Below are 14,741 nucleotides of genomic sequence, written 5' to 3'. Positions count from 1 at the left end.
TAGAGAGGATAAAGAATAGAACTACAGCCTTAAAAGCTTAACATAGTTAATAAGGCTGGATGTTCTTATCTTTCATTGTAAAGTTATTAGGAGAAATTAAATGAAAAACATAAAAAAAATAATAGGCTTCTTTTTAATTGCTTTTTTATTAATTAGTACTATCCAACTACAGCCAGCTTATGCAAAAAGTCGTATAGAAATAGTATTTATTATCGACCAATCAGGAAGTATGGGTGATGATATTAATAATGTTAAACGTAATATTGGTAATTTTGTAGATTTAATGGTAGCTCAAGGTATTGATTATAGACTGGGCTTAATAACTTATGAGACACATTGCAAAAAATATAATTTAACTAGTAGTGTAAATACATTTAGAAACAATTTAAGTAATGTTAATACATTTGGTGGCACAGAGAATGGCCTAGATGCAATAATGACAGCAATTAATAGCTATACCTTTTATGAGAATGCAGCCAAATATTTTATTATCATTGGAGACGAGCCTATAACTAGTAGACATGGCTATAGTCACAAATCAGTTAGTAATATCTTAAATAATAAAGATATAACTTTAACAGGTATAGGACATAGTACTTTTAATTATTTAGTAAATGCAACAGATGGTTTAAAACTAGATTTAGGTGGATCATTCTCAAATCAACTAACAACAATTTTTGAAGACATACAGAAAATACCGATAATTGACATTCTTAAACCACTAAATAACCAATGGGTACCAGGAACAAAAGGTTTTAATCCCAGAATTAAAGTAACTGACCCCGATAGTGATACATTAACAATTAAGTGCTTTATAGATAATGCTACAACACCTCATTATGAGGTAGATGTGCCTAATACTAAAACTGCAATTGTTGTAGATATCCAGCAAATTGATTTAGCACAACTCAGCGAAGGTAACCATAAATTAAAGTTTACAGTTTATGACCAATGCGATACAGTGCAAGATATTGTGAATTTTAAAATAGATAAAACAGGACCCCAAATTAATATTAGCCAAACAAATACTACTGAAAATAGCATAAACTTAACCATGACAGCCCAAGATAATGGCTCTGGTTTGGCAGCTAAACCCTATAAAATAAATATAGATGATAACGCAGCAGTATTTACAAATAACAATCAAGCCACAAAAACTAACTTACTGCCCAACACAGGCTATAACGTGGTGTTAGAGGCGATAGATAATGCCTCTAATATTAGCACCTTACAGAAAACAATATATACAGCAGCAGAAAAACCAGTTTTAGATATTGATACAGTTAGCAAAGATACTTTAAGTATAGTTGTTAAAGATAATAATCCATCTGTTACAGAGTACCTTGTTAAAGTTAATAATCAGTATTTAGCTAATGATGGTAGCTTAACAAACAATGAATCGTGGATTACCTTTATCAATAAGAGCAAAACCATAAAAGGATTGCAGCAAAATAAAGCCTATACTATTGTTGCCAAAGCAAAAAACCATAATGGTGAAATAACACCATTAAGTAGGGCTATAAACATAACAACATTAGCTGAACCACCAGCTTTTACAGACCACGAAAAAACTCAAGAGAGCATTACATTGTATTGGAATAAAATAACTGGGGCTCAATTTTATGAAATTAAAGATGCTAATGGTATTACAAACATTAACCCAAATAATAACACACATACTTTTAGTGGTCTTGAGGCAAACACACCCTATAGCTTTTGGATAAGAACAGTTAACTCAAGTGGAGCAGGCAATTGGAGTGAGGTTATAAATATCTCAACATTACCATACCCACCAACTAAGGTCGAGAACATAACAGTAACTGACTATAGTCAAACTAGTATGCAGTTAACTTGGAGCTCTGCCACTAGGGCAACATATTATGAGGTTAAAATAGATGAACAAGAGCCTATTGTTTGTAATGATACAAGTATAACTATAAACGACTTAGTTCCAGAAACAGAGTATCAGGTTACTGTAAGAGCTATAAACATAGGAGGTAAAGGTGAATACAGTGATGTTTTAATTCAATCAACATTACCTAATCCACCAGCAGTACCTCAAAACTTAACTACCCAAATAACCAAAAATAGTGTTTTCCTTACTTGGACACCAGTAGAAAAAGCAGAAGGATATTATATAAAAATAGATGGTAGTACTAAAATTGATGTTGGCACAGAAACATCTTACCTGCATGAGGGTTTAGAACCCATTAGTGGACACAGTTATCAGGTAAAAGCTACTAGAGCAAACGGAAAAGTAGAGGGAGACTGGAGTGAGCAAGTAGATGTAACTACTCATCCCGAAAAACCCATTGCTCCCAAAAACATATTAACAACATCAGATACAGAGTCCATTACTGTAACGTGGTATGATGTACCTTATGCCGAAAAATACTATGTATGTATTGATGATAATGTTATCAAAGAAATAAAAGGAACAATGTTTATTCATAAAAATATAAAGCCAGATGAAGAACATAGCTACAAACTACAGGCCGAAAATATAACTGGCAAAAGTGAGTGGTCGAATCCAGTTAGCAGTAGAACGCTGCCTGTAGAAGATGAAAACGAAACAATTTCTTTAACAAATGTAATGGCTGTGGTAACAAATGACTCTATAAATATATCTTGGGATACAGTTGCCTATAAAGCTGAATACGAAATAGAGGTAGATGGAGTTTTACAAGACATAGGAACAGATACCTCATTTGAGCATTTAGCACTAACTCAAAATGAATATCATACCTATAAAATAAGGGTTAAGTCACTTAATAATAGCTCTAAATGGTGTGGTGTACTTTCATTGTCAACATTACCTGATCCACCAGAAACACCAAAAAACGTAGAGGCAATAGCTACTTATAATAGTATAGAGCTTAAATGGGATAAAGTTAATAGTGCAGAAGCTTATGAAATTGAAATCGATGGTAATTCAATTATAGCTACTGAGCTAAATAAATATATACATACTCCTTTAGAACCAGGAACATCACATATTTACCGAGTAAGGTCTAAGGGACAAGCTGGTATCACAGCTTGGAGCAGTGCTGTCATAATAAGCACCGAGAATCCTAATTACCTAATAAATTGTGAACAAGGTGAAACATTTGAGCTGTCTATTATTGTAGATAATGTACAAGACTTTGGTGATATAACATTTAATATGGAGTACGATACTGCAGAGCTTGAAATTGTAGATTTATGTGGTTTTACACCTCAAAAAGATACAGAATCAGGCCCAATTAAAAATACTAACTTAATTGTAACTAAACAAGATTCACAAGTGTCCATAAAAGTAAATAAAAATATAATTCCGGGTAAATCATGGTCTGGTGAAATAACTACAATAGTATTTAAACCAAAAATAACAGGACAGGCCACCATAAACTTAAATATAAAAGAGAAGTAAGAGGAGAAAATAATGGCTAAAGAAAAACGAAGTATTTTACCTAAAATTTTAGCTTTAATTATTGTTTTTACAATGGTCTTTTCTGCTGTAGCTATGTCTTTAGGTACTAAACATAGCTTAACTAAACGCAAGCTTACAGAAGAAGATATAAAAATAGCAGCAGAAATAGCTAATATGACAGGTGCAGATATAGAAGACATTAAAAAATTAAGAGAATATGGTCAAGATTTTAATACAATTCTCAAAACTTTTAAAGGTGACGAACAAGCTGAAAGTTTATTGTATGCTAATAAAAACTATTTGGCTATGGGGTTTAAACAAGATGAAATCTCTGAGGTAAAGTTATTAGTTAACAGAGCAGTATATCAGCTCGAAGAATTAACCTCGGACTTGGATAATACAATAATACCTGAGCCAAATCCTGTTGTAGATATTTTTAATAAAGAAGAAGACCTAACGCCTTTTAAAGAATTACTAAGTGAATTTAAAATAGATAGTGCCATAGAACTAATCTTAAAGCTTAAACAAGATTTTAACAACATAGAAGAAGCCTTAAATGAATACCTGTATTCATTACAGCTTAATATAGATTTAAAACTATACTTAAAAGATAAAGAAAAATATCAAGAGCAAAAAAGCGAAAAACAACTATTATTTGTAGGCAAAGAGCGCATTACTTTAGCTTTAATTGAGGAAAAATTATTAATAAAACTACAAGAGCAAAACGAAAAGCAGTTTAGTAATGCAACAGAAAAAGAAAATATTAATAGTGATAAACAAACAGAAAATAATAATCCTGAGGTACCACTTGTTACTGTGCCTACACCAAATAGTGTGAAACCTCTAAATCCAAAAGATGAATTAAATAAAGAGATATCAACAATTAACCCCATGAATGAGAAAGGCAGATAAACATGAACAAAAAAATAAAATTTATAACTAGTGTATTGTTACTTTGCATAGCGATGCAAGGGGTTGTATATGCATTACCTTCGGATAACATTGTAAACTTAGTAAAAGAAAAAACTACAATTGAGAAAAAAAGCATAGACTTAAAAACTTTTATAGCTACTTACAGTATTCAAGATAAATTTGTTACTGAAATTAATAGATTAATAGAAGAGGGTTATCAACTTTGCAATATTCAAATTGTTTATAGCTTTTTAAACGATAAATATGGCAAAATGGCTAGCCTAGAGCAATTACTTAAAAGCCATAAAGAAGAGTCATCATGGTCAAAGATTTTTCAAGAATACACAAAAAATAATCCTGAATTTACTCCAAGAACATTCGACTTTAAAAAGCTACACCAATTAATGAGTAGTTCACTTATAACTACAGATGACATAATGATTGCTGACAGAATATCATTTGTAACAGAAGAAGATTTTTTTACTATACTAATGAGAAAAGTTGAAGGGGAGAGTTTTAAAACAATTAATGAAGAGTATGAAATCCTAAATAGTCAAGAGACTCTACTCAAAATTCAAATAACAAATGAGCAAATAGCTTATTACATAAAAAAGTATAGTATTAATCAAGACCAAGTTATTGAGGCATTTGTGTTAGCTAATAAGTTTAATGTAAAACCTTTAGAAGTAATAAAAATGATTTGTAATGGAGATACCCACGAGAAAATATACGCTAATATCTTACAAAAACTATATAACTAAATACATTAACATAGCATTAGGGGAGAAAAAGATGATTAAATTAAAGAAAATATCATTTGGACTAATAGTCCTTTTAATGATATTAACAATAAATACTACATTTGCTAAAGCAGAATCACCACAAGAGTCACTTGAGGGTTATTTAAACAATTTAGTAGGCCCTAGTAAACTGTATAATACTAGTTTATCACCTGTATTTTTAAGAAACAACTATACAGATGAATACATTAACCCCAGAAGTGGAGATTTAACTATTACTCAAACAGACTATTATTTACCCGGTAGAAATGGCTTAGATGTAGAAATAAAAAGAATTTATAAAAGTGGAACATCTAACGTTCAAAACATGAATGTTAAGTATGTTAATGGTGCTTGGGTAGACTATGTTGAGTATGATGCTAAAACAGTTTCTTTTTATGAAAAACGTTATAACTTAGGTATAGGTACCAGATTTTCTTTTCCGACAATGGAAATAAAAGAAACGAATCAAGGTTATAAACACATGTATCTACATACCGAGGCTGGCGATGTATATAGCCTTAATCCAGTTTTAAGAGATGCAGTACTTACTTATGTGCCAGCTGCTCAAACAGTTAAAGATGTATACTTACGTGAATCTACCCATTTTAATAATGGACAGAGTGATGGTATATCTAAATATGTAATGACAAATAAAGCCGGCAAAAATACCTACTTTGCTAAAGATGGGAGAATATTAGGTATTGTAGATAGATACGGTAATACAATTCAGTTTAAATATACTACCCTAACTTACAAAGTAGATAATACTAAAATTACCAAAAGACTAATTTCAGAAATAATTGATACAGTTGGTCGCAAAATTAAAATTGAGTATTCAGATGATGCAAACTATAAGGTAGGGGCTAAAGAAAACCCTACTTATAATCTGCACAATAGCTATACCGCTTATCAAAATCCAAATAACATTGACTCTGGTAATTTAAAAAATAAATTTAAAGTTACAATTACTTTACCTAATAATAAACATATTATTTACCATAAATCAGCGGTATTAGTGAGTAATAGCAAACATGTAATAAGAACAAGGTTACAAAGCGTAATAGATATGGATAATCAACCAAAATACCATTTTTGGTATGAGCAACCCGATTTAGGCTTTACCTTTACCAATGCTAATAACTATTCAGCCTACAATAAGTATGAAAACCTAGTACAAATAGATTACTGTAAACAGAACAGAATTAAAAGATATACCTACAACTCTTATACAAAAGAGCTTAGTCAGGGTAGTATGCAGTACCGTAAAATATATAGAGCAGAAGAGTTAATAAAAAAAGATTTTAACTATAATAACACTGACTTTTTAAATAGCTTTATTACAGAGGTTAAAGATAAAACTCAGTATAGCTATAATAATGAGCCAGACGGTTATGGTACAGAAGGATACAATAATAATGACTATACTTACTTAAAAGATAGCTTTAAATATTCTACAGAAGTAAAAGATATTAATGGTAGTACAAATACCTATACTTATGATGGGCTTCATCAGCTAATAAACTCTGTAAAAGAGGGAGACAATCACAAACAAGTTGCCACCTCTGAGTATGATGAAATGAAGCTGGTTAAGAAAAAGCAAAATACCATTTACAACAAAAAAAATGGCGTTATAACTGGTGAGCCAGCAAATAAAGTAGAGAATTATAGATACGATACTTATGGTAACTTACTTAACTACACAGGTCCATTAGCAGATAGAGATGAGCAGGGTTATCCAGTAGATGATAAACATACAATTACTTACGCTTATGACTATAAAAAATATCATGTATTAAAATTAAAAACATTTAATCAAAACGAAAATAGTATTTGCCAAACAGTTTTTAACATTGATTCAAACGGTAATATAATATCTAAAAAACAAATTAATAACACAAATAATAATAAAAATATAGTCACTGAGTACCAGTATGATACTTACGGTAATTTAGTAAATAGCACTGTTAAAAACACAACTGAAAATAGTATCAAAAAATATGTTTACTCAACAGACATAAATGGTGTAGACCATAAAGGAGCTTATTTAACAAAAGAAATTGCCACTGTTAATGGCGCTGAAATAGAGAAAAACTTTGCCTATAACTTTAAAACAGGAAACCTAATTAAAGAGATAGATGGCAATGGTAACTATACAGCTTATGAATATGATGATGTAGAAAGGCTTATTAAAACAAAACAAACAAATAACACACAATTACAATATAATTATATAGATAATAAAACTGAAAATAGAAAAATTGAAGTAATCAATGAAAAAGGTGTTAAAGCTTTAGCAGAATATGATACCTTGGGTTGTAGAGTTAAATATAGCATTAATAAAAACAATAATTGGATTGTTACCAATACAATAGAATACGATGCCAAAGGCAATAAAATTAAAGAAACAGATAGCAATAAAAATAGTGTTGCTTTTACATATGATAGTGCCTATAGGCTTGTAAAAAAATCATTCTATGATAAAGAGAATGGATCTGTGCCAAAAGAGAGTGTGAGTTTAAGTTATACCATAAACCCAGGCTCAAATACAAAGCTTTTATTAACTTTAACAGACGATAAAGGTTATAAAAAACAAATGCACTATGATATAGCTAACAGACTAATAAAGTATAGTGTCACCCAAGATAAAATAAATTTTCATAATAACATTTTTAGTTATGACTACACAGGAAAACAACTAACTTCAGTAGACCCCAAGGGTAATGCTCATAAAAAAGAGTATGATGATTTGGGGAGACTAAAGGCAGTTAGTGACCCCTTAAATAACAGAGTACAATATAACTATGATAGCCTAAACAATGTAACTGAAATTATAGAACCCGCAGATAAAATAACCAAAAATATCTATGACACTTTAGGAAGATTAATAGAAAGCAGGGTATTTAAAAAGGGCGAAAGTAACTATATATACAATAAATATAGCTATGATAATAATGACAACACCCTTAAACACTTAAAAGGTGAAGTGAAAAATGATATCAATACTATAACAACAGATATAACTTTTGTTTACGATAAAATGAATAACATAACTGATCAATACCAAAAAGTAGATGAAGAGCGACAAGCACATATAAATTACAAATATGATAAAGTAGGTAATTTAATAGAGAAGATAACCTATATAACAGCCGATGAAAAGAGCTATATTAAAGAAAACTCAGTTTATGATTATGCAAACAGGGTAATAGAAAACAGTACTAGCTATCAAGCAAAACAAGACGATAGTACTATTAGTGAGCAAGGTCGCACATTAGTAAAGTATAGTTATGATGAAGAAGGTAATATGCTCTCTAAAATTGAATACAATGGAGAAGATAACCAAACGTCAAGCTTTAGTTATGATTACCGCAACAGAGTGTTAAACAAGTTAGAGACCATTAATGAAAGCTTAAACAAAAAAACTAAATATACTTATGACCAAGTAGGAAACCTAAAATCAGAAAGCGTATTTGTTAATGGCAAAGAACATAAAACTAGCTATAGCTACGATGGTTTGGGCAATATAGTTACAAAAACAGATGCCTTAAACAATAACACAGGCTATTTGTATGATTGTAATAACAATCTTATAAAACAAATTGATGCCAGATATGCGCAGCAAAATAAAAATACAGCTCCAGGACTTATTTATGTATATGATAGTCTTAACAGATTAATAAGAACAGAAACCTTTAGCAATAATCAAACAAAGGTACTAACTTTTAAAGCTTACGATGCTAGAGGCAATATTATTAAAGAAGGATCTGGAGAGGGATACAACTCTTTAGCTGTTCAAAACTCAGTAGGTAATTACTATGAGTATGATGTACATGACAGACCCATTACTTATATTTCAGCACAAACAGTTAAAGACAATGGTTATAATGGCTTTTTCACCAAAAAATATGAGTACGATGCCAATGACAATGTTATTAAAGAAATAGATGGCAATGGCAATGTAACTGAGTATTCATACTACATGAATAATCAAGTAAAACAAAAAACATTTCCAGACCATAAAAGCATTAGTTATGTTTATGACTTATTAGGAATGTTTTATATAGCAGAAACAGATAGGGCTAACCGAAAAATAAAAACCTATAAAAACCTATTTGGTAAACCCTATAAAATTATTCACCCAGATGGATTAGAGGAAAACTTTATTTATGATAATAAAGGTAACTTACTAGAAAGCATAGATAGAGAAGGAAACTCTAAATATTTTAAATATGATAAAGCCTCTAACCTTATAGAGAGCCTAGAATACATTGCTGAAGACAATACCTATATACAATATAAACTAACTAAATTCAGCTATAACGAGTTAGGTAATATGTTAACAACTGAAACCTTTGAAGTAACTGAAAATAAAACTAAAAGCAGTCGTGTAGAGAAAAGCATGGGTGATAAAGTAAGCTATACTTATAACGAAAACAATCAATTAGTAGCTACTGAAGGGCCTAATGATAAACAAACCATAATAGGTTATGATGCTGCTGGTAATGTAAACATTAAAAAAGTAAAAGTAAATAACACAGATTATGACATAGAAAAATATAGCTATGATGTAGTGGGTAACTTAATTGAAAGTAGCGTGTTGCTAAATACTTGCGATATAGAGTCTAAGCTATTAGCTAATTCCGAGTTTGATAACGACTACCCAGCATTAATAAAAGCAACAACAAAATATAGCTATTATAGCACCGGATCAGTAAAAACAACTATAGATGCTAATGGAAATAAACAAAGTTATAGCTACGACCTAGATAATCGTTTAGTAGCCAAAACAGATGCCTTAAAGAACATAACAAGCTATAAATATGACTTAAATGGCAATATAATCGAAGAGCGAAATGCCCAAAACATTTCTACTTTCTTTGAGTACGATAATTTAAATAGACTTATTCGTACCAAACAGCCTTTTGGCAAAGGTGACCATGTAATAACAAGATATGTTTATGATACTTTAGGTAATATTATCAAAGAAATAGCACCAAACCAATATAATGCAGCTAAAGATAACGAAGCAGAAATACATGAACTAAAAGGGCTAACCTATAGCTATGACATAATGAATCGCAAAACGCAGGTAATAAACCCCGAGGGTGAAATACTGCAAAAAATAGAATATAGCCCAAATGGTAATGTGCAAAAAACAATCGATGGTTTAAGATTAGAGGCCAACGAAGGAACAGTGTATGAATATGATGCCTTAGGTAGGGTAGTTAAAGAAAGCGATGTATTTGGTAATAGTAAACACTATAGCTATGATGTTTTAGGAAATATTACTAAACAAACTGACCAAAAAGGAAATATTACTAGATTTGAGTATAATCCAGATAAAACCGTATCACGAGTAACCTATGTCGATGGCGCACAGGTCTTATACGTATACGATAAAAAAGGCCGTATAATAACTCAAACTGACCAAAGAGGTAATGCTACTTTATTTGAGTATAATAAACTTGGTAAAATAAAAAAAGTTACAAATCCCTTAGGTGACAGTAAAACAATAAAAAGTGACTTGATAGGTAACCAAGTAGTACTAACAGATGAAGCAGGGGCGAAAACCTATATTAGCTATGATGCCTTAAACCGAGTAGTGGAAAAGAAAATACCAATCGAAAAACAAGGCAGTACATTATATAGCTTAGAAAAATACAGCTACGATAACCTTAGTAGAGTAACCAAAAAAACTCTAACTGGTACTAAAAACATAAACAATAAACGTGAAACCTATTATGCTTACTTAGATAACAATAAACTAGAATCAGTAACCTATAATAGTGGAGCAAATATCAACTATAGCTATGATAAAAACAGCAATATCATAAAAACAATAAGCCTACGTGAAGAAGGTCAATACAACATTGAAAAATTTGTTTATGATAGCTCAAACAGACTTATATCTAATATAAAACTAGTAGATAAAATAGCTATAAAAAGTGAGAATAATATAAGTTCTTTAACAGATAATGAGTATCCAGCAAAAGTTCAGCTAAAAACAAGCTATGAATATGACATCTTAGGCAACAAAACAAAAGAAGTAGCACCCAAGGGGCAGCTATACTCAAAAGAAGATATTAGAAGAAAAGAATATACCACAGCATATTCTTATGATAAAGCCAATAGACCTAAAAAAGTAGTAATGTTTTACAATGGTGAACAGGCCACTATAGAATATTACTACGATGAAAATGGCAATAAAATAAAAGAAAAAGACCCTAAAGGTAATATAGCAACATATAGTTATGATGAACTAAATCGAGTTAAAAAAATAACTGACCCACGGGGCAGTAGCTTAACATATGACTATGACCTAGCAGGTAACAAAATAAAAGAAACCAACAACCTAGGCAATAGTATGCAGTATGACTATGATGAGCTAAATAGAGTAACAAAAACAATCGACCCTTATAACAAAGTAATTAAACAAAATAGTTACGATAAAAAGGGTAGAATAAAAACCATTACAGATGCTAAAGGCAATACTATTAGCTACCAATACAACCTAGCTAACCAAGTAACAGCAATAACCGATGCCGAAGGCAATACCATAACAATGCAGTACAACCAATATGGTGAAAAAACAAAACAAACAAATGGTTTAGCAGAGTCAACAAGATATGAGTACGATAATATTGGTAGACTAATAAAAGTAATAGATGCTTTAGGTGTAACAACAAGCTATGGCTATAACAAAGTTAATAACAAAACTTTTAAACGTAATGGCAAAGGAAAAATAACCAGCTATAACTATGGAGACTTTGGTTTGTTACTAACAGTAATTAATCCAGAGCAAAAAACTATAAAATATAGTTATGATATACATCTAAATATCTCACAGCAAATAGATAAAAAGGGTAATCATCATAACTACAAATACAATAGTCGTAATAAACTAACAGAAAAAACAGTAACTGAAACTAACGACAGCATAACCTATGACTATGATATCTTAGGCAACAGAACCAAAATGCAAGACGAAAGTGGTACTAGTGAGTATAGCTACAATGAAATAAACAAACTATTACAAGTAACAAAAAATGGTGAGCTTGAAATAAGCTACAGCTACGATAAACTTGGTAATATAGCTAGCGTTACAGATACAAAGAACAATGTAACAGAATACAGCTATGACAAAGCCAACAGGATGAAAACAGTAAAGCGAGCTGGTTTAACAACAACCTATAGTTACGATGTGAATGGTAACAGAGAATCCATAGAATACCCTGGAGGAGTAAAAGAAGAATATAGCTACAACAAAAACAACCAAATAACTAGCCTAGCTAACAAAAAAGGCTTTAACACAATATCTAGCTATAACTATACCTATGACCAAGCAGGCCGACAAGAAACAAAAACAGACAGTTATGGCACAACAACCTATAGCTACGATACCGCAGGCAGAATAAAACAAGTAGAAGCCCCAGGTTATACAACAAGCTATGGCTACGATAAAGCAGGTAACAGACAAAATAGTGAGCAAATATATAAAACACAGCAACCAACTAAATATATAATTAAAAGTACCGAAGAAGAAGTTAAATACCTTAAAAAAACAAGCAACTACAGCTATTCATCAGCAAACCTACTACTACAACATGTAGAAAAAATGTATGATGAAGAGGGTAACGAGTTATTACGTAAAACAGTAAACTACCTCTATGACAATAACGGTAATCAGCTAAGCCAATACACTAGCTACGAACACCCCCATACAATTGTTTTAAGACAAATGACCAAAGGTAGTGTAGTAAACAAAGAGTCAACTGAAATAGATAAACTTATTGAAAGAACCAAAAACACTTTTGATGGTTTTAACAGACTCAAAAAAGTAGAGCGAATTGCCAATGGCGACCGCCATATAGTAACGTACACATATAACGGTGATGGATTACGTACCCAAAAAACAAGTAGTAGCCTAAGTAAACTAAACATTAAAAAAACAACCAACTACTACTATGATCGTCAGCATGTCATATTAGAAACCGATGAAAACGGTAATGAAAGTACAAGTTATGTAAGAGGAATTAACTATATTTCAAGCAAAAACAGCACAAATATTACCTATTTCCTATACAACGGTCATGGTGATGTAGTACAAACTGTTAGTAAAAATGGACAAGTTATTAACCAATACAATTACGATATATTTGGTAACTTAACACTTACCATTGAAACCGAAACAAATAACATAAAATACTCAGGTGAGTTTTATGATTATGAAACAGGACTTTATTATTTACGTGCTAGATACTACAACCCATATATAGGTAGATTCATAAGTGAAGATAGCTATTGGGGTGAGGATGTAAATCCTCTAAGTTTAAATCTATATACCTATTGTGAGAATGACCCAATAAACTATATTGACCCTAGTGGGCATTTAGCTATAACAGTAGGTGAAAGAGAAGTAGGGAATGCTAAGTATACTGGAAAAAGTACTACAGGTAATTTACGAGATGTAATTGAAGGTCTAGGTGGAAAAGTTGACTACGATGGCAAGACCAATACTGTTACAACAAGAATAGGCACAAAAACAGTTACTTATGATCTAAATAAAGTTAAAAACGGTGGCACTGCCAAAGCAGACGATGGAACAGAATTCTTTAGAACTACAGATGGAAGAGTACAAGTAAGAATTCGTGAAACTGCCCAAAATGCAGGGGCTGAAGTTCACTATAATAAAAAAGATGATTCAGTTTATGTACCTAAAAAAGGTGGTAGTAAACCAAGTAAACCTGTTTTTAGTGATAAGGAGATACTAGATAAGTACAATGTAGGAAATGAATACTCAAAAGAGTTCCAGAAAAAGGTTATTGAACATCATAATAAAACAGGCGAGTCTCCTGAAACCTTATTTAAGAATATAGCTAATCCTGAAGTACAAGATCAAACGGTATTAACAAAGGAAGACCATATGTCTGTATTAGCACTTAAACAGAGTTATCTTACAAATATAAAAAATAAAGATACAGATAAGGCATATGCTAGTTTACGAGCTATTGATACAATAAGGCAGAAAGAAGAATACAAAGGTAAATATGATTTCAGTGATGATGATGGTAATTGTATAAGTACTTATACTTACCATAATAAGAAGATAGAGTCTAAAATATCTATTAGTTTTGATCTTGATCCATCTAAAAGTGCTGCATTAATTGGTTCAGGTCTTACAGCATTAAGCGTAGCTCCATTATATAATATATTGGCATATTTATTATCTGTTGGAGCTAGAGACGAATTATCAGAACCTAATATTGATTTTACAGCATCAAATGCAGTTGATGGAGCATTGTTAGGGTTGTCACATATTAAATTCATAAAAGACAATATATCTGAATATACTCCTCACTTTTTTACTGGATTAGGGATAATTAAAAGTATTTATGATACTGTAGGAGATGTAAAAAAATGGAATGGATTTAAAGATATGTCTATAAGCATAGAAAAAGATGGGATATACGATACTCAAAGATTCAGATTTGATCCTTTAGGCAAATTATTTAGTAAAACAGATATTTCTGTTTATGACTATGGAATACCACCAGCACCCATTAGTGCTGGAAGTGATCTTATTAATCCAAATATTATGTTAGCTACTGGAGAAAATATTTATTTTAACAATAAGTAGA

4 protein-coding genes are annotated in these 14,741 nt (G+C 31.1%); all 4 read left to right on the top strand.

Annotated elements, in window-relative coordinates; translation table 11 throughout:
- Positions 1–100 precede the first annotated feature (100 nt).
- Genes IMX26_RS03510 through IMX26_RS03495 form a run of 4 tightly spaced genes read left to right on the top strand, consistent with a single transcriptional unit; the run spans position 101 to position 14,740 of the window.
- A complete protein-coding gene (locus tag IMX26_RS03510) occupies positions 101–3,409 on the top strand; it encodes a fibronectin type III domain-containing protein (protein WP_195160311.1) in 3,309 nt (1,102 codons plus the stop codon).
- A 12-nt stretch (positions 3,410–3,421) separates the two neighbouring features.
- Positions 3,422–4,321: a hypothetical protein gene (locus IMX26_RS03505; protein WP_195160310.1), complete on the top strand. Its 900-nt coding sequence runs from the start codon at positions 3,422–3,424 to the stop codon at positions 4,319–4,321.
- 2 nt (positions 4,322–4,323) lie between these two features.
- Positions 4,324–5,082, top strand: coding sequence for an OST-HTH/LOTUS domain-containing protein (locus IMX26_RS03500; protein ID WP_195160309.1), 759 nt, complete (start codon positions 4,324–4,326; stop codon positions 5,080–5,082).
- Positions 5,083–5,113: 31 nt separating this feature from the next.
- The gene (locus IMX26_RS03495) at positions 5,114–14,740 is read left to right on the top strand and encodes an RHS repeat-associated core domain-containing protein (RefSeq protein ID WP_195160308.1); all 9,627 of its coding nucleotides are present in this window, start codon (positions 5,114–5,116) and stop codon (positions 14,738–14,740) included.
- The last annotated feature ends 1 nt before the right edge of the window (position 14,741 follow it).

This window comes from Clostridium sp. 'deep sea', assembly GCF_014931565.1.
In the GTDB taxonomy this organism is placed as follows: domain Bacteria; phylum Bacillota; class UBA994; order PWPR01; family PWPR01.
Note: the sequence above shows the minus strand (reverse complement) of the source record. Positions and strands in the feature narration are given on the sequence as shown.